Raw genomic sequence first — 19819 nt, 5'->3', positions numbered from 1 at the left:
TTCTTGTCATTTATTATCAAGCTTACAACTATTTAACTCTTCGAGCTTCAACCATTAATCGCCCGATATCATCCATGGTGTACCGGGCGTTCCATCCTAGTTGATGATTAGCTTTCGTAGGGTTTGCATGACCTTCGGCAATATCGGTTGGCCGAAAGAAAGCCGGGTCTGTGCGAACGTGCTCCTGCCAGTTCAGATCAAGGGTTTCAAACACAACACGAATAAAGTCTCTCAGTTTGTTCGTCTCACCCGTAGCAATCACATAGTCATCTGCCTTTTCTTTCTGCAGCATCAGCCACATTGCTTCTACATAATCGGGTGCCCATCCCCAATCACGCGCGATGTCGATATTTCCCAATATCAAAGTTTCTTTGCTGCCAGCCGCAATTCGGCTGGCAGCCATAACGATTTTCTGCGTAACGAACCGTTCGGGCCGTAAGGGCGACTCGTGGTTAAATAAAATACCAGTACTTGCCTGGATTTGGTAAGCCTCTCGGTAATTGGCTACCTGCCAGAAGGCAGCTGCTTTAGCGACTCCATACGGACTACGAGGTCTGAAAGGCGTTAATTCGTCGGCGGCCAGTTTGCCTGTATCACCAAAACATTCGCTGGAACCTGCATTATAAAATTTAATTGGCAGGTTGCTAAAACGAATGGCTTCCAACAGGTTCAGTGTACCAATACTTATACTTTCAAGCGTTTCAACGGGTTGCTCAAATGACAAACCAACCGAACTTTGTCCAGCCAAATTATAAATTTCGTCTGGCTTGACTTTCAGAATCGTCTGTAGTACGCTCCGAAAATCGTTGATGCTAATTGATACCAGCTTTACATCCTGCCGGATACCAAGTCTACTTAAGTTGTTAAACGAAGCCATCTGGGCATCGCGCGACCCACCATACACTTGGTATCCTTTATCGAGTAATAACTTGGCCAGATAGGCTCCATCCTGACCAGAAACTCCACAAATCAAGGCTATTTTCATGCAGCATGTGTAGAGTAACTACGTAAAAAGCGTCGAAAAACAAGGATTAGCAGTGAGATAAATGCACCTGCAACAGCAAATCCTATCATAATAAAGGTTCGTTTAGGACCACTTTTTCTCAAAGGAACAGTTGCTGGTTCTAATATTTTAAAGACCGGCGTTTCTTCCTGTACTTTAATTTTGGCCTGCTCTAATTGCTTGGATAACTCATTAAAAACAGATTGTTCAAGCAAATAATCAGCCTGTAACCGTTGTTCATCTATTTTGGCCGTTTGCAAAAATAAATTTCTGTTACGATCACGATACGCAGATACGGCATATTCGGCTGACTGGTATCGACCCTTTGCTTCGCTTACTCGTTGCGTCAAAAAATCAACCTGTTTGTGAGCTTTCTCCGTCCTATAAGTTGTGATATAGTTGGTTAAATATTCGAGCGACAGTCGGACCACTGTAGCCGCTACAACTGGATCTTGTTCAGTAGCCGTAAGTGTGAGGATACCCGTTTTTTTATCATAAGTGGCGGTAACATTCGCCTGGATTACTTTAACTAACTCTTCCTGCTCTTTTGTCAGCTGAATGGCCTGACTAAAGTTCTTTGGATCAAGTTTCCCATTTTCAGGATCCTTTTTACTATCCGACGATCCACCTGTTATCCAGCTCATAAACCCTTCTTTGCCTATGCGTTCCCTGTATTCCTTAAATGTCATAGTTGCCTTCAACTTTTCGGAATACACGGGCTGATTTAAAAGATGGAGTACAAATGGTATGCTTTTCAGAACATCTGGATATATATCCGGACGAATAGCATCTACACCTCCACCAGCGGCACCACTAATATCAATACCTGCCAGTCCGGCCAGTGAGCCCAGGCCACCCAAGCCAGCAGCTTTAGATTGGATTTCGGGCATAACTGTTACTTGTGCAGTATACATATTTGGCTTTGCAAAGGCATATAAAGCCCCGACAACAAGCCCAGCTATAGCAGCTATTAGTATTCGGCGACGGCTTTCCTTTAAAAACTGAACAATGTCGCTCAGCCGAATTTCAATTTCGTCATTCTCTATCTCTTTCCTACCTGCTGCTTCCGTAACTGACATATTGAACTAGAAAGTGCTCTTTAACGAAGAATAATATTGATAAGCGCGATAGACACAGTTGTCAGCAAGGATAAAATGCCAATCCGTTCGGCAGCACTCAACCGATTCGAATCAATCGGCTTAAAGGGCACAGTAATTATTGACCCTGGCTCGACATGGGGTCTTGAGGAAAAGAATAGGAAGCTACGTGTCCGATCCTTGCGCCCGTTTGGATAGTTAACATACGCTTTGCTTTTCCGGGCATTATCCGTAAAACCACCCGCTTCACTAATATAGTCATCAAAGGAATAGCTCGATTTGTAACTTATTGATGCCGGGTTCAAAACAGCTCCCTGTATCGTAATGATTTCGGAGCGCCGGGGAATATATAACGTATCGCCACTCTGAAGCAATAAGTTTTCTTCGACTCCTGGATCAGCAATAAGGTTGCGAAGGTCATTGCCGATCAATTGTCCATTTCGCCGGAATTGGGCACCTGCCAAATAGGCTTCAGGTTTAAGGCCACCTGCTCGCTTTATTACATCGCCAATACGCTCCTGTCGGTTTGCAATGGCATAATTGCCGGGTTGCATAATTTCGCCATATACCATAACCTGACGCTGTGGCTCATAATTGACGGATGTCCTGACATATACAATATCAAACGGCTGAAGCCGAAATTCCGGCGAAGTACCCGAGCCAATTTCCATTGGTGAGATTTGCAAGTTCCGATCAACAGCAAATCGATGAATTTCAAGCATTGTTGTACGAATTCCTACAGAATCCTGTCGAATTCGTCGGGCTACCTCGATGAGGTTTGGCTTAGCCCCTTCTTCGAAGCCCCCAGCTTGAGCAATGAGATCGGCAACGCTCATGTTGGCAGCAAATTTGACGGTATCGGGTCGATTAACAGCCCCTTCAATAGTAACGTAAAAGTCTTCGCGGAGATCCCGAATAGATAATACGGTCAGGCTGTCCTGGCTTTGCAGGGGAATATCGGTTATTTCACCCCGAAGAAGTTTACCTAGGTCAAAGGATAGATTTTCCCTATCCATATCGGCGCGCTCCCGAACAATTGTTGCCCGATTGGTGAAGGCATCTTTTCGGAGTCCTTCGGCACGACTAATTAATTGCTTAACAGTTTCCAATCCTGGTTCAAGGGAGTAATCACCGGGGCGCATAACGGCACCTGCAATCTGGATTCGGTTTTCATAACGCTCCAGAATCTTTCCAACATTGTATTTATCCCCTCGCTGTGGCACGAAACCAGCAATTTGCTCTTCGGTAATTGTAACGATCCGGCGTTCGCGGGCCGTATTTCGCCGAAGCGTAATAGACGCCCGATACGCATCATCAGCAAAGCCACCGGCAAAGCTCAGCAAAGTCTTTAATGTCTCGCCGGGCAATACTTCAAAAATAGCTGGTCGGCGCACTTGTCCGGTTAGTTCAACGTGCGTCTCATAATCGGCAACACGAATAACGTCCTGATCCTGTAAACGGATATTATTACGTTGGTCGGCGCGTAAAATAAAATCGTATAAGTCGAGTGTTCGAACTACGCGATTCCCCCGGATAATCTGAATTTTCCGAAATGAACCTGTTTCAGGATTAGGACCGCCTGCCAGATAGAGCGCGTTCAACACGGTTCCCAATGATGTAATTGTGTAGGTTCCCGGTCTGACAACTTCGCCAACCAGAATGACCCGGATACTGCGAATATTAGTCAAGCTTACGTTAGCACTGGTTCCGCTTCCCGGCTTGCCTAACCCCTGATAGCCCCCCTGCCGTAATCGGGCAATAATCCGTTGCTCCGCTTGCTCAATGGTTAGGCCGCTAACGAAGATCGGTGCTAAGTCAGGCACTTTTACAGTTCCATCCGGACTTACTTTTAATTGAAAGGCACCTGTCGACGCACCAGAGACATCAACACTTATTTCGTCGTCCGGCCCAACCACATAATTACGGGGTGTAGCAATACGCAGGTTTGGCTCAAATGACAATTTGGCATTTTCGAACAATGATGCGCCGAAAACCTTAAGCTTACGGCTTGTATCTCTGCGCATCGAGTCGGGCGCAACTGAATCGGCGCGCATCGACAGGTCAGATGGGAGTGATCTGCCTTTAAAGCTTTCGGGCGGAAGGTTATTCTGCGGCAATGAGGTTAATGTACGAATCTGGGCGATACGTTTACGCATCTTGGCGATATCATCAAGCGTATATCCCTGCGACATGGCAGCCTGCTCGATTTGAACCTCACTTAACCCACTTGCCTGAGCCTTCCGATAGAAGTTTTGTACATCTTCATCACTCAACTGGTCAACCCGAGAACGAGGTCGTTGAGCAATAGCCTGATATGAGCCTGTCAGCAAAAACAACAGGAAAATAACTTGGTAAGGGCGAATGTGATAACTAAAACGTGACAATTTGTCCTTAATAAACATAAACAATGGCGATTGGGCCAAAATTTGAACTGCAAAAGTAATGCATTCCTTTGAAAACACCGGTCCCATTTAATCATTGAGTGTCTACACGCTAAAGCTCTTAGATTGTAGTCCGGTGGTAATGCACTAAATTTGCATAAAAAAAGTCGATTGGTCAGTCAATAGATTCGTGTAGACAGGCAAACCTTAACCACTATTGACCACTGCGACAGACCATTGACGACTACTTATTAACGACAATATGATTAATCTAATAGCTAAATTTTTCGGAACCAAATCGCAACGGGATATCAAGGAATTGTTACCCTACGTTGAAAAGGTGAATGCCGAATTTGCGCTACTAAAAGACCTCTCCAACGACGAACTACGTCGGGTTTCGGCCGAATTGAAAGCCCATATTGCTCAGGAGTTGGCGGATATTGATACGCAACTCACCGAATTTAACGACCATGTCAGCAATCCTGATGTAGATGTTAATGAGAAAGAGCGGGTTTTCAACCAAATTGATAAGCTCGAAGCAGATCGAAATACTGAACTGGAGCGCGTTTTACTCGACATTCTGCCTCGCGCATTCGCCGTTGTCAAAGAAACAGCCCGTCGGTTTACCGAAAATGAACAGTTGACCGTAACGACTACTGATTTCGACCGGGAGATTGCGTCCCGGAAGAAAAACGTGGTTATTGACGGCGATCAGGCCCATTGGGCAAACACCTGGGATGCTGCCGGTTCGCCTATCAAGTGGGACATGGTGCACTACAACGTTCAGATTATTGGGGGCGTTGTACTCCACCAGGGCAAAATTGCCGAAATGGCCACCGGTGAAGGTAAAACCCTTGTGGCGACCTTCCCCGCTTTCCTGAACGCTTTAGCCGGTCGGGGAGTGCACATCGTGACGGTCAACGATTACCTGGCTAAGCGTGACTCCGAATGGATGGCTCCTTTGTTTGAGTTCCACGCCATGCGGGTAGACTGCATCGACAAACACCAGCCGAACTCGGAACAACGCAAAAATGCCTACCTAGCCGATATCACTTACGGAACTAACAACGAATTCGGCTTCGATTATCTGCGCGACAATATGGCTCGCGAAACGGGTGAGTTAGTTCAGCGCAAACACCATTATGCGATGGTGGATGAAGTTGACTCCGTTCTGATCGATGATGCCCGAACACCGCTCATTATTAGTGGACCGGTGCCCCGTGGCGATGAACAGGATTATATTGAACTGAAGCCTCGCGTATCTCGTCTGGTTGAAGCGCAGCGTAAATTAGTTTACGACTACCTGAACGATGCAAAAAAGAAAATTGCGGCTGGCGATGAAAAAGAAGGCGGTTTGTCCTTATTCCGCGCCTATCGTGGCTTGCCGAAGCACAAGCCTCTGATCAAGTTTTTGACCGAAACAGGAAACAAGGCACTCTTGCAAAAAACGGAGTCGATCTATCTGGCCGAAAACCAGAAGTTGATGCCGGAAGCCGATGCGCCCCTGTATTTCACCATCGATGAACGGCATAACGGTATCGACCTGACCGAGAAAGGAATTGACTACATCACCGGCTCAGGCGAAGATCCTCACTTCTTCATTCTGCCCGACCTGTCAATCGATCTGAACGCCATTGATAAAGACAGCGACTTCTCGGAGCAGGAAAAAATTCTGCACAAGGAATCTGTTGTTCGTGACTATGCGGTTAAAACGCAGCGTATTAACACCGTCAATCAGTTATTGAAAGCGTACTGTTTATTTGAGAAAGACACCGAGTACGTTATTATGGACGGCAAGGTGAAGATCGTTGATGAACAAACGGGCCGGATCATGGAAGGTCGCCGGTGGTCGGATGGTCTGCACCAGGCGGTTGAGGCAAAGGAAAACGTGAAAGTTGAAGATGCTACGCAAACATACGCCACCGTTACGCTTCAGAACTATTTTCGGATGTACCACAAGCGTGCGGGTATGACCGGTACGGCCGAAACGGAAGCGTCAGAATTCTGGCAGATTTATAAAATGGACGTCGTCGTTATTCCAACGAACCGGGCCATTAGCCGGGCAGATGAAGAAGATAAAGTGTATCGGTCGGTTCGCGAAAAATATAATGCCGTTGTCGATGAGATTACAAGCCTCGTCGAAAAAGGTCGCCCTGTATTGGTCGGTACAACTTCGGTCGAAAACTCCGAGTTACTAAGTCGCCTGTTAACGTTGCGCAAGATTCAGCACCAGGTCTTAAATGCTAAATACCACCAGCGCGAGGCCGAAATTGTGGCTTCTGCAGGTTTCTCCGGTACCGTTACAATTGCTACCAACATGGCTGGTCGTGGTACCGATATTAAACTAACACCCGAATCGAAGGCAGCAGGCGGATTGGCCATCATTGGTACCGAGCGTCATGAATCGCGCCGGGTCGACCGGCAGTTACGTGGTCGGGCGGGTCGTCAGGGTGATCCGGGTACGTCGCAGTTTTTCGTTTCGCTGGAAGATAGCCTGATGCGCCTGTTCGGGTCGGAACGGATTGCCAAAGTGATGGACCGAATGGGTCTGGAAGAAGGCGAAGTGATTCAGCACTCGATGATCACAAAGTCGATTGAACGCGCTCAGAAGAAAGTAGAGGAAAACAACTTTGGCATTCGGAAACGCCTGCTGGAATATGACGATGTCATGAACTACCAGCGCGAAGCCATTTACAAACGCCGTCGGAACGCGCTGTTCGGAGACCGGTTGCCGCTCGATATTGCCAACACTACCTACGACGTAGTAGAAGAAACGGTTAACAATGCCGAAGGTAATTACGAAGAGATCAAGCTCCAGTTGTTAACGACGCTTGGCCTTTCGCCCGCTCTTACGCCTGAAGAGTTTAACCGCTTGAAAAAGCCGGATCAGATTCGTCGGTTATATGATGAAGCCGAAGCGAATTACCAGGCCAAGAACCATGCCATCGCTGAGAAAGCGCTGCCTGTACTGACACAGGTTCTGACAGATCAGGGACACCAGATTAAAAATATCGTTGTTCCGTTCTCGGATGGTCTTCATGAGTTGACGGTTGTTTCTGATTTGCGTAAAGCTGTTGAATCAGGCGCTCGCGACATCGTGACCGAAATGGAAAAAGCCGTAACGCTGTCGGTGATTGACCAGGAATGGAAAGAACACCTTCGCGAAATGGACGATCTGAAACAGTCGGTACAAAACGCTGTTTTTGAGCAAAAAGACCCCTTACTGGTCTATAAGTTTGAGTCGGTTGAGTTATTCAAGCGTTTCCTAAATAAGGTCAACTTCGATACGATCAGCTTCCTGACCAAAGCCGACATTCCGGCGCAGGAACAGGAAGATATTCAGCAGGAAATTCGTCAGGCCCCGGCGCAACAGCGTCCACAGCCTCAGCCACAGCTCCATACAAACATGGAAGACTTTGACGACGATCACCTGGCTACCGGCCCCGAAGAGTATGCCCGTCGTATGGCCGAAAACAACGCCATGGGCGCCGGTGCTCCGCCAATGCCACCGCGTCAGGCACCCGTACGCGTCGCTAAATTAGATCGTAACGCCCGCGTCAACGTTCAGTATGTAGATGGCTCTGTTAAACGCGATGTCAAATTCAAAACTGTTGAAAATGACGTTGAAAGTGGTAAGGCAATGCTGATTGACTGATACTATTGTTTTTTGATAAAACGCCCTCCGGATTGTCTATTCGGAGGGCGTTTTGGTATGGTTATGGCTGTACTATTTACGCTCACAAGTCGTTATTAAGACAGGATGAATAACCTTTTTTTTGCTCTGTTTTTAGTCGGAACTTTCGCCTTCCCGTCAGCCACCGACCCCATACGGCTCCGTTCTGAGTCATTCCCGTTTAGCCCGAAAGAATTTTACATTGCCGCCGTTACTGACCAGCGTCCTGACCGGGGGCCGGTTGCCCGACTAGCGTTAGTTCTTAACCAGTCGCCACAACCTGTCGATCTGGAAAAAGGCGTAGCTGCCAGCTTCCAGCAGTTTATTGATCAGGGGTTAAAGCAGAACAAAGCATTACGGCCCATTGCGATGCGCGTTCGGCAATGCCGCATAACCGAAACGGCTTCTGGTAACCGCGTATCGGGGCAGTTTACGTTTGCGGTTACGTTTGAGTTGTTGGACAAAAACGATGCCGGTGCCACAACAAGCACCCGCCTGACCGACTATCAGGGAAGCGCCACCTATACCCGTCCATTAGGCCATCTGGATGTTGTTGAGCCTACCATTCGGCAGGCAGTAGTGGCTTCGATACGCAGTCTGAATGAGTATATGAAGCGAGAGAGCGGCCGAAACGAGAAATTGGCCAGAAGCTTGAAAATCAACTTCATCGACGACACGCGAATTACCGACGACGATACGGTTCATTACAACCCCGCCCGCAAACTGACTTGGGCCGATTTTCAGTCGGAGCCACGCAAAGGCAGTCATTATGCCGCCGAAGTGTTTACCAGTTTTTCGTATGAAGGCAAGAGCACGGTAAAAGATGGCGTCATTATTCTGAACCTAAACGCGAAAGCCTACATGCTGAAGCCTTCTTCGTGGGGACGGCCCGATGCCAAAAACGCTTACGCATTAAATCACGAACAGCGACATTTCGACATTACAAAAATCATTGTGGAGCGATTCAAGCGAAAAATCCACCCCGACAGCCTGACACTGGAAGACTACAACAGCATTACCCAATACCAGTTTCTTGAGTCTTACCGGGAAATGAACAAATTACAAACTCAATACGACGAAGAGACGAACCATAGTATCAATCAGGTTGCTCAGGAACGCTGGAATCAAAAGATTGACGCTGAGTTGCGTAGTTTGGGGGTCATTAAATGAAAAAAATCCGCGTTTTGCATGTTAGCACGGCCCACCCAGCCCAGGACCCGCGTATAGTGTTCAAACAATGCCAAACGCTTGCCGAACCGTACGATGTTTTCTGTGCTCTGCCCCATGCCAACGCAGCTATTGCGCCTGACATTCACTTCATCTGGCTACCTTATTTTCGTCGGGTTATCTGGCGTGTGCTTATTACCTGCCCCCTTGTTCTGATTCGGTGCCTATGGTTGCGTCCCCGGCTCGTTCATGTTTATGTACCGGAATTTATTCCGTTTGCTTATGTATTCCGGTTTTTCGGAGCCAGCGTGATTTATGAGGTACAGGAAAATCTGCACAAGAAAATTCACTTAAAAACAGTCAACAAAGGCTATATACTAGAAAAGTCATTTCGATGGTTTGATCAGGCTGCCCGGCGGCATTTCTATTTTGTCTTCACTGAGCACGGCTATTTAAGCACGTATACGCAACTTGCCAAGGCCCATGTGGTGATTTATAATTATCCTTTACTCGCCTTTCTGGCCCCCTTTCAAACCTCCTATTCCCCTAATAAGGAGGAGCCAGCTTTCTTTTATATTGGTTTGCTCAGCTTCGAACGAGCCGTCGATACGCTGGTTGCCAGTTTGGCTAACTTAAAAATAACCTATCCCCAATTTATTGTGCATCTGTTTGGTAAGCGTACCTTTACGAATGATAATTTGGAAAAGCTCGTTCATTTTGCCCAAGTACGTGACAATCTCCGCTTCTACGACTATACAGACCAACGAATTGCCCTGTCATATGCTGCCGGGGCAACGGCTGGGTTGGCCCTACTAAAACCCGTCGGTGATTATCCTGAATCCTACACAACAAAATTGTTTGAATATATGGCCCTTGGCCTTCCCGTCATCACGTCCGATTTTCCTCTTTATCGTGACATCATTGATGAACATGAGTGCGGCTTTTGCGTATCACCTTATGACCCGGTACAGGTGGCAAACGCGTTATCGTATTTAATCGAACACCCTAATGAAGCGCAGGCAATGGGCCAACGTGGCCAGAAAGCCGTTGAGCATTCTTATAACTGGACCAGTGAAGCGCACAAACTGTTGAATTTTTACGAACTCATCCTGCATAGCAACTAAATTAGCTGGAAAGGATACAATAATTGTAATAAATTCAATACATTTTGGTATTGTTCTAATGCCCAATACCACGTTTTCCCGGAAGGATTTAACTTTAGGTATTAATTCGGGTTATACCCGGATTATCCCTACTTATTTTGCCTGATGTACATACATGCAGTAAGCCATTATCTGCCCTCGCAGATAGTCGGCAATGAACATTTTACGCAGCTCAACGGTCTATCCAGCGAATGGATTATCGAGCGCACAGGGATCGTGGAGCGACGAAAAGCCGCTCCCGGTGAGAATACGAATACGATGACGGTTGAGGTTGTCCAACGGCTACTGGATAAGGCTGATTTGACTACTGTTGATCTGATTGTGGGAGGTACTTACACGCCTTACGATACCATCGTTTCTATTGCGCATGAAGCCCAGCATTATCTTGGCATTGCCGATATTCCGGTTATTTCTATCTCGACGGCCTGTTCATCACTGTTGAACGCCATAGAGCTGGTAGAAGGTTATTTCGCGCTGAATAAAGCCAGTCGTGCACTCGTCATTGTATCGGAGCACAATACGCTTTATTACAACGAAACAGATACGATTTCAGGGCATTTATGGGGTGATGGGGCGGCTGCCTTATTGATTACCAAAGAACGGCAGAGTGAAGACGATTTCGACATAAAAGCCCTGATAACCGGCGGAGCGGCCCATACGCCCAAAGCAACTACCGGGGTGATGATGCGGCCTGCCGACGGGGGCGTTACTATGCCACATGGCCGGGATGTTTTCATTAACGCCTGCCAGTATATGCCCAAGGCCAGTTTACAGGTACTTGAAAAATGCGGGCTGACTTTAGCTGATGTCGATTATATTTTGCCTCACCAGGCGAACTTGCGCATCTCACGCAACGTCATGAAGACGCTTAATCTGCCGGAAGAGAAATTGATTTCAAACATCCAACACTACGGCAATACAGGCTGCGCCGGTTGTGCCATTGCCCTTTCGGAGCAGTGGGATACGTTCCAAAAAGGCCAGCATATTGTTATCACCGTCTTCGGCGGAGGCTACTCGTACGGAGCAATGCTGGTGGAAGTTTAGTGTAATAAGTGTATTAAGTGAAATAAGTCAGTAAGTGGCTGGCGCGAGTACTGCTTTCGCGCCAGCCACTTACTGACTTATTTCACTTAATACACTTATTACACTAAATCCTATTGCGCTTCAGCGCGCCAAGTGTTGTTCTTGCTGTTGACGTCCGGCAGTTTTTCATCGGGGTCAAGAACCACAGTTTTTAGTGCCGAAGTCGAATTGTATCTGAATGTCCAGGTGCCACCACGCTGCCATACTTCGATGGGCAGGTTTACACGGCCTTTTTTGCCGTTGCTTTCGGTTACTTCAATGGTTACCGGCATGGCTAATTTCTCCAGATTTTCGATAGAGATCAATGAGCCTCTATCGGCGGCACCATCCACATATTTCACATCACGCACACCCTGATCTAATTTCCAGGTTTCGTAGAAGTACCCACGCCAGAACCAGCCCAAATCTTCACCGGCACCGTCTTCAATACTCCGGAAGAAATCGTAGGGGGTTGGGTGTTTGAATGCCCAGCGGCTAACGTAATTTTTGAAAGCAAAGTCAAAACGATCCGCACCAAGAACGACCTCACGGAGTAACTTCAAGCCCATGCCCGGTTTGTAATAAGCTAAGATGCCTAATGCACGAGGCTGCTGTACATCAGGAATAGTCATGATTGGTTCGGTGGGGTAGAACAAGGCAGGCGCAATGTCATGCATCGTTCCCCGTTCCCGGTTGTACTCACCTTTATTGAAGTTAGCCGTTGAAAGCGTGTTTATAAAGGTATTGAACCCTTCGTCCATCCACGGAAACTTACGCTCGTTATTTCCCACGATCATTGGGAACCAGTTGTGGCCAAACTCATGGTCTGTTACACCCCAAAGTGCATCTTTCTTGTCTTTGTGGTCGCAGAACACAATGCCGGGATACTCCATACCACCCACGATGCCGGCCACATTGGTCGCTACCGGATAACTGAACTCATAGAGGTATTTTGAATAGAATTCAAGGCAGCCCTTCACATACTCTGTCGAACGGCCCCACGAATCATTTGTGGCACTTTCGGCTGGGTAAACAGACTGTGCAAGGGCAGGTTTGCCACTTGGCAGATTCATTTTAGCCGCATCCCAGACAAACGCACGCGACGATGCCCAGGCCACATCACGCGTATTCAGGCAACGGAATTTCCAGATAAGCGTACCCGATTTTTTCGGACGGCTGTTTGGGTTGGTCACTTCATCCTTACCCCGAATAATAACGGTCTGATCGCTTTTGCGAGCCTGCTCCAGCCGTTTCATCTGCTCGGCAGTCAGCACGTCGGTTGGGTTCAGTAACTCGCCCGACCCTACAACGATATGATCCCAGGGGGCGGTAATGGTGTATTCATAATCGCCATAATCGAGGTAAAACTCGCCTGCACCTAAATAGGGCAGTACGTTCCAGCCTTCGATATCGTCATAAACACACATACGCGGATACCATTGGGCTATTTCGTAAATGATTCCATCTTTCCGTTTCAACTGGCCCATCCGGTCGGAGCCATATTCCGGAATTTTGAACGAGTAAGCAACTTTTACCTTCACCACATCGCCACTGGCTTTTACGGGTTCTGCCAGACGAATCTGCATCCGGGTATCGGTAATGGTGTAAGGCATAGCCGAAAACTTTCCTTTGTCATGTTCAACGGTTACACTCGTAATGGTCAATCCTCCCGCAAAACCCAGATTTCCGAAACGCCCACCCGACACAGGCGTCGTTTTAGACGCTCGTGAGGTATCACTAAAGGCGTTTTGATCCAATTGAAGCCACAGATAGGAAAGCGTTTCGGGCGAATTGTTTTTATACGTAATGGTCACTTCGCCGGTAATCGTATTTTGCTGATCGTCAAGCGCTACGTTAATCTGATAATCAGAGCGATTCTGCCAGTATCGTGGGCCGGGAGCACCACTGCCGGTACGATAGTCGTTACCGGGCTGCATGTTAAACAAGGGGTGAAAAAGAGCCAGCGGGTCATATTTTGACCCCGGCGCCGATGTTGACGAAGGAGCAGTTTGGGCAAAGGATGTCAGGCACAATGCCCATAATCCTGCCCAGAGAGCGATTTTTTTCATGAAGTATAAATAATACAGACTTTACAGTAAACAAATAACGGTAGAAAGACGCGAAATCAGATAACCACCGTTTATCGACGAGGTCTTTTTTAGACAGGATTACAGCGTTAGATTTAAATCGAGACCATGATGAATCGCTAAAAACGCAAACAGGCCCAGCCAGAGTATATCGACAAAGTGCCAATACAAGGTAATAAGCTTAATTTTTAGTGAGTTGGGTGGATTCACGCTATAGACAAACGAGTCGACATAGAGCCGACGGCGCATGGCTTCGGCCAGGAGAATTGCCAGGAGAACAAGACCAACCAGGATGTGAAGCAGATGAACCCCCGATATAATATAAATGAATCCGCCGGCGGGATTACCTTCCAATTCGATGCCAGCCCGAATCATCTGGCGCCATCCCCAGGCCTGAAGTGTAACAAACAGAATACCCAACCCAAAGGTGGTCGCCATATTGGTTCGGTAACTATTAAAACGCTCATGTCGAAATGCCTGGATGGCATTTCTAAGTGTAAAGCTGCTTAATAGAATAACGCCCGTGCTGATCAGGAAGACATTGGGCAGCTTCGCTGTGGTCCAGCCCGGTCCGGTTTGACGAACCACATAGGCTACCAGCAGCATTGTGAATATCATAATACTACTGGCTATTCCCAGCCACACCATAAAGCGGAACGGCTCGCGCCGTTTCGTTAGCATATTGCTCATTTAATCTGTTTATGGTAGTCTGTTTACGGGTTTGGTACGGCAACAGAGTTATAGTTTCCCTTCCCAAACGCGGTGTGCTGAAAATTGGTTTGGAATAATAACCGGGGCATTAAAAATACCATAGACCGTTGATCCAGAGCCGCTCATGCTGGCATAAACCGCTCCACTATCGTAGAGTTGCTCTTTAAGCTGATTCAGAATAGGGTATTTTGGAAACAGGCTGTCTTCAAAATCATTGTGAATTGTTGTACGCCATTTGTCGATGGGTGCTACTAACTGATCGCATAAGGGAATGGTTGGTTGTCGAGGTCGTATCCCGCCGTAGGCTTCGGCCGTTGAAATAGCGAGATTGGGGTAGACCAATAGAATGTGATAACCACGGAGATCAACGGCTATTTCTGAAAAGACATCACCTTTTTCGGTACAGTATAATGGCCGGTTCTGGATAAAAAATGCACAATCGCTACCCAGCAAACGGGCATACTCTTCTAAACGGGCATTCGTCAACCCTATTGAAAACTGGTCGTTCAGCAACTTCAGCGTGAACGCAGCATCGGCAGAGCCGCCACCTAAACCCGCTCCAATAGGCACAATTTTGTGTAGATGCATTTTTACTGGCGGCAAATCGAAATCGGCTTTCAGTAAATCATAGGCTTTTACACAAAGGTTTTGGGCAGGATTACCGGGAATAGACAGTCCACTACTGGTAAACGTAAACTCGGCAGCGGGTATTACTTCCAGAATATCACCCCACGCAACCGGGTAAAAACACGATTGAAGATTATGAAACCCATCAGGACGCTTATTGGTAATACGCAGCCCAAGGTTTATTTTACTGGCAGGAAACGTTAACAAGAATGATAACCGGGCCGACGCTTCGGTGATAAATGATGAATGATAGCTAACTGGTGTTGCACCAGGTGGGCGTTTTACTACTAAACGCGCCCGACAAAAATATCATTCATCACCGAAGCGTCGGCCCGGTCATTATTCCTTTACTTTATCTCCACCACTCTAAATTCCGTTCGGCGGTTGCGTTGATGTTCAGCATCGGTGCAGATAACGCCATCAGTGCAGTTGTTTACCAATTGCGACTCGCCCATACCTAATGTCGACATACGTCGGCGGTTAATGCCTTTCGAGACTAAATAGGTAGCAACGGCGTTGGCGCGTTGTAACGACAGGGTCTTATTGCGTTCGGCATCACCCCGGCTGTCGGTGTGCGACCGGATTTCAATAATCAATGACGGATATTTGCGCATCGTAGCTACCACTTTATCCAGTTCGCGAGCAGCGTCGGCTCGAAGGCTGGAGCGGTCAAGGTCATAGTAAATGTTGTCAATAGTAACTACATCCCCTACACTAAGCATGCGAAGGTCGGCGGATACTTCTTTGGGTTTTGTCTTTTTAGGCAGCCGCTTGATCCGGTTGGTATTTGTACCAAATGCAGGCTTGGAAGCGACCAGCGTATAGTCGCACCCCTCAACTACATTAAATGTATATCTCCCATCTGCACGGGTTACATATTCGCGTATTGTACGGTCACACTCATTGCGAAGTCGCACGGTTACGCCTTCTATTGGCTTGCGTTCTCGCCCGCCCATAATGACGCCCTGCACCCGTGACTGGGTTAGCGGACCTCTGGAAATTGTGCTTTCAGCCCTGATTGTATCTATCACAACGGTTGGCATTATTAAGCCAATTTCAAGTCGGCTTGGCTGATCATCGGTAAGGGCGGCCGTTGTAAAACCTACTGTGCTATTAATATAACCATCCCGGCTGGCCTGAAATGTAAACGCATTATCGCCTTCCAGACAAATTCGCATAAAGCCGTTCGCATCACTCACAAGTGTACGGTCGGGATGCCCTTCGCCTTTTGACTTAATCAATACCGTTACGCTATCTAAAGGTTGCTCGGTGTTTGTATTATATAGACGTATGGTCAGGTCGCGGCACCCGAACAATGAACTCTCCCGAACAAAGCGGTAAATGTCGTCATTGCCACTTCGCCGGTTACTGCTGAAATAGCCGCCCCGCCGGTTACCATCGGCAATAAAGCCGAAATCATCCTGGTCGGAGTTAATGGGCGCATCAAGATGCTCGACGGTTTTTACGGTCACGTTATTCGATAGAGTCGAAAAAAATATATCCAACGCACCAAGGCCTTTACGACCGTCCGACGAGAAGTACAGATTTCCGGCATCGTCGACAAATGGGAAAAGCTCGTTGCCTTTTGTGTTAATTACTCCCCCCAAATTGACCGGCCTGCTCCATCGACCATTCTGATACTGGCTAACATACAGATCTGTTCCACCAAAACCTCCCGGCATATCAGAAGCAAAATACAGAAACTGTTCATCACGGCTAAGGGTGGGATGGCCAACCGAATACTCATCACTGTTGAAGGGCAATTCTTCGATGTTCATCCAGGAACCATTCTGCTGCACAGCCGTGTACAGCTTAAGTTTATTGACCCCCGCCGAACTCTTGCTGGCACGGCCGTTATTGTAATTGTTGCGGGTAAAAATTATGCGCAAACCGTCACGCGAAAACGTTGCCGGCCCTTCGTGATATTTCGTATTGAGGGTTTTGCTGAATCGTTTCGACGGATCTATAGGCTGTTCGACATACCCCAGACCTTCCGAGATGTTAATCCCTTCATAAAAATTTGGCACGGTGCGCGAATCGTTGGCTGTTGGTCGGGAGTAACTGTCCTGACCAACTGTATATGGCGATTTTGCATGGGTGGAAGGTGCTTTACTCGTGCTTCCATCAGCATTAATAATACTGCCGATCTTCAGGTTATTCCGGTTTGGTACGTAAAACAAGTCGAGATAGCCCGAACCACCTCCGCTACCTGTCGTCTCAATAGCTGACCCCCCTTTTTTACCCGCTACATATACCAGACCATCCTGGTAAAAGGCCGGGCTAAACTCTTCGCCCTGTGAGTTTAAGGCCAGATATTCTAACCGATAGCGCACAGCGTCTTTTCTCACACCTAGCGAAGGCCCGGTAGCAACAGCCCGTTCGGGTTGCTTTTCTTTCAATAGAAGATAGCGCTCATACTGTTTCTGAGCTTCCTTGAACTTACCATTACTAGCCAGTGTCTGGGCAAATTGTAAAATTTGTTGCAGATTTTCGTCGGTGTTACTATCCACAACTTCACGGTAATAACGCTCCGCTTTCTGGTTATCGCCCACTTGTTGATATGCAAATGCCAAACGACTTTGTACCGTGGCTTTCTGTTTGCTGGTCAGTTTAGGTTCGTAATCGTTTAAAAGCTCCGTATACGCTTCTATAGCACGGCCGTAGGCCTTATAGTTGAGCAACCGGTTTGCCTGCTGCAACAAAGAGTCTGTTTGCGCCCAAACCCCTAACGAGCTCAGCCACAGCAATCCTCCCAAAATCCATACAATCCAGTTCCTGTTCATTAGTAACTTCATGCCATGCCTCACGGCCTCTTTACTCACACTCATCCGGCAAATGAATTTGCCCTAAAATCATTGTTAAACGTCATCGGGCCAGCGTCAGAAACCGCACATATTCGCGTCCATCGCTGAGTCGAATCTGATAGTAATAAGTCCCATCAGGTAACCCTTCTTTCGCAACGTTTACACTAACTCCCTGATTGATGGTGCCATCCCAGTCATTTTTATAATTAGGGTTGCGGTAAACAAGATGTCCCCACCTATTGTAGACTTCAATTTGTGCAGTTAGGTCAACTGGTAACCGCTGAATTACGAATTTATCGTTGATACCATCCCCATTGGGCGAGAAGCCTTCTGGAATAAACACCGTTTTGGCCTCTTCGGACTCTAACGAGTGAAGTGTTACCAGCGTTGGTTCCTCATTATCGCCGGGGTTACCATTTAAATCAGGGTCAGATTCGGTCCCATTAGTGGAACGATCCCGACAAAGTCCTCCATTCACATCAACCCCCGACGCGGTTGCTTTATTGCTGAACGTCAGAGTATTTGCGCGGCTCACATCTAACCGAACCGTCAGCCAGACATGGCCCTGCTTACCAGCCATCATGTTTCCGCTGCTTAGCAACGTTGTGTCGGCCCCACGGCCTGTATAGGATGGATTGACCACGAACCCACTGTCGGCCCGAGCGTTTACCGAACGAATCAGCGCCCCCGAAGCTGAAAAAACAGCATCCAGATCATCGGTGATTTGCACATTTTTCAGTGAATTTGTACCCAGATTGGCAACTGTCAACTGGTAGGTCAATTCAACCAGACTAGCACCACCTTCCATAAGCCAAACAGGTTCGCTTACTTTTTTGCTCAGCCCGATTAGCTCACGGGATGGAGCCATGACTGCCTGCTTTATAGACATGCTCACGCAGGGGCCACTGCCATCAGGATCGGGCGTTGTGGCAGTGAACATTATTTTACCAAGTTGCCGGTCCGTTTCTGACAACAGATAACGAGCCGATAGACCAGTATCGGTAAACAGGCCGCCACCATCACTTTGCCAACTAGCTGAACTGGCCGAACCACCTAGCTGTGCTGTCAATCGAACCATACCTTTTGCCCAATCAATCGAGTCGAGTCGAACGGCAACAGTTGCCGGGTTACTCAGGCAAACAGGAATAGGGTTTTGACAGGGTATAATCTGCACCGTAACGGCTACGGGGTCTGTATAACAGCCATCGGTATTTCGGCCGAAGACATAATAGGTACCCGCCTGTACCGCTCCCGGCGACTGAACAATAGCAGCCTCAAGCGATGGTCCCATTCTAAATTGGTAAACGTCGCTCAGGACAGGGTTTTTTCCGGTAATCGCTTTCGACAAGTCAGCGGTTTGAAACGGGCACCCATTGCTGAGTGTCGTTGCCAGATTTACTTTTTGCCCGGCCGTTCGAACCTGTACCGATACTGACTCGGAGCTGTCGCTTCGGCAGGAACCGATCTGGCAGACTGCACGATAGGTCATCGTTTTGTAAGGCGTTACCGTTCTTACCAGCTCTTCGTTGCCATCCGTCCAGCGAACAGTCCCCAAACAACCAGATGCAATAAGCTGGATGGATTGACCGGCGCAGATATCACTTTTGCTGACCGAAAGCACGGGTTTGGCTGGAGTCGCAATCTGGACCGAAATCGGCACAGACGGGTTGCTCAAGCAGTTATTTTGTTCGCAGGTAGCCTGGAATGTAGTTGTCTGCTGTAGTTTACCCGTCCAGCTAGTCCCCGTGGTTTGGTCAGACCAGTGGACAATATCACTACAGTTCGTTGCGATTAAAGTAACAGCATCATCTGCACAGCTAATTTTAGTCAAACTGGCAACAACGGGCGCGTTGGGTGTATTGACCGTTATTTTCCAAACGTCGGCAAAACAGCTTATACAACCGGGCCGGGCGCGGCAAATAGCCATGTATTTTGCTGTTTGTTGTGGCTTTACAACTATAGATGTCCCCGACTCGCCATTTGACCAGACAACCGTACCGGAACAACCTGAGGCTGTAAGCTTGACAGATTCATTGCGGCATAT

General features: G+C 47.7%; 12 protein-coding genes. 4 read left to right on the top strand and 8 right to left on the bottom strand.

What is annotated here, in order from left to right; all coding sequences use genetic code 11:
* Positions 1–28 precede the first annotated feature (28 nt).
* The 3 genes from CWM47_RS26350 to CWM47_RS26340 are packed head-to-tail and all read right to left on the bottom strand — an operon-like array spanning position 29 to position 4502.
* Positions 29–985 carry a GDP-mannose 4,6-dehydratase gene (locus CWM47_RS26350; protein ID WP_100991468.1) on the bottom strand — a complete coding sequence of 319 codons (957 nt, stop codon included), beginning with the start codon at positions 983–985 and terminating at the stop codon, positions 29–31.
* Complete coding sequence (locus CWM47_RS26345; protein ID WP_100991466.1) at positions 982–2082, bottom strand: GNVR domain-containing protein; 1101 nt, start codon at positions 2080–2082, stop codon at positions 982–984. Before CWM47_RS26345 ends, CWM47_RS26350 begins: the two co-directional genes overlap by 4 nt.
* A 20-nt stretch (positions 2083–2102) precedes the next feature.
* On the bottom strand, positions 2103–4502 hold the full coding sequence (locus tag CWM47_RS26340) for an SLBB domain-containing protein (protein ID WP_100994060.1): 2400 nt from the start codon (positions 4500–4502) through the stop codon (positions 2103–2105).
* A 241-nt stretch (positions 4503–4743) separates the two neighbouring features.
* Here CWM47_RS26340 and secA point away from each other — a divergent pair, with 241 nt between their 5' ends.
* The 4 genes from secA to CWM47_RS26320 all read left to right on the top strand — a co-directional run bounded on the left by secA (position 4744) and on the right by CWM47_RS26320 (position 11528).
* The gene (gene secA, locus CWM47_RS26335; RefSeq protein WP_100991464.1) at positions 4744–8136 is read left to right on the top strand and encodes a preprotein translocase subunit SecA; all 3393 of its coding nucleotides are present in this window, start codon (positions 4744–4746) and stop codon (positions 8134–8136) included.
* A 105-nt stretch (positions 8137–8241) separates the two neighbouring features.
* Positions 8242–9324 carry a hypothetical protein gene (locus CWM47_RS26330; protein ID WP_100991462.1) on the top strand — a complete coding sequence of 361 codons (1083 nt, stop codon included), beginning with the start codon at positions 8242–8244 and terminating at the stop codon, positions 9322–9324.
* Positions 9321–10445, top strand: a complete 1125-nt coding sequence (locus CWM47_RS26325) for a glycosyltransferase (RefSeq protein WP_100991460.1) — start codon at positions 9321–9323, stop codon at positions 10443–10445. The genes CWM47_RS26330 and CWM47_RS26325 overlap by 4 nt, the downstream gene beginning before the upstream one ends.
* A 144-nt stretch (positions 10446–10589) precedes the next feature.
* Positions 10590–11528: a 3-oxoacyl-ACP synthase III family protein gene (locus CWM47_RS26320; protein ID WP_100991458.1), complete on the top strand. Its 939-nt coding sequence runs from the start codon at positions 10590–10592 to the stop codon at positions 11526–11528.
* Positions 11529–11638: 110 nt separating this feature from the next.
* Here CWM47_RS26320 and CWM47_RS26315 read toward each other — a convergent pair whose 3' ends face one another.
* The 5 genes from CWM47_RS26315 to CWM47_RS26295 form a co-directional block, all read right to left on the bottom strand.
* The gene (locus CWM47_RS26315) at positions 11639–13615 is read right to left on the bottom strand and encodes a M1 family metallopeptidase (RefSeq protein WP_170069452.1); all 1977 of its coding nucleotides are present in this window, start codon (positions 13613–13615) and stop codon (positions 11639–11641) included.
* A gap of 99 nt (positions 13616–13714) precedes the next feature.
* The gene (locus CWM47_RS26310) at positions 13715–14323 is read right to left on the bottom strand and encodes a cytochrome c oxidase subunit 3 (protein WP_100991456.1); all 609 of its coding nucleotides are present in this window, start codon (positions 14321–14323) and stop codon (positions 13715–13717) included.
* Between the two features lie 48 nt (positions 14324–14371).
* Entirely contained in the window at positions 14372–15178 is an 807-nt protein-coding gene (gene ispE, locus CWM47_RS26305; protein WP_100991455.1) for a 4-(cytidine 5'-diphospho)-2-C-methyl-D-erythritol kinase, read from the bottom strand.
* Between the two features lie 140 nt (positions 15179–15318).
* Positions 15319–17754, bottom strand: coding sequence for an OmpA family protein (locus tag CWM47_RS26300; RefSeq protein ID WP_100994058.1), 2436 nt, complete (start codon positions 17752–17754; stop codon positions 15319–15321).
* 82 nt (positions 17755–17836) lie between these two features.
* Complete coding sequence (locus CWM47_RS26295; RefSeq protein WP_240625480.1) at positions 17837–19702, bottom strand: gliding motility-associated C-terminal domain-containing protein; 1866 nt, start codon at positions 19700–19702, stop codon at positions 17837–17839.
* Between the last annotated feature and the right edge of the window lie 117 nt (positions 19703–19819).

The sequence above is a fragment of the Spirosoma pollinicola genome (assembly GCF_002831565.1).
Lineage (GTDB): Bacteria > Bacteroidota > Bacteroidia > Cytophagales > Spirosomataceae > Spirosoma > Spirosoma pollinicola.
Note: the sequence above shows the minus strand (reverse complement) of the source record. Positions and strands in the feature narration are given on the sequence as shown.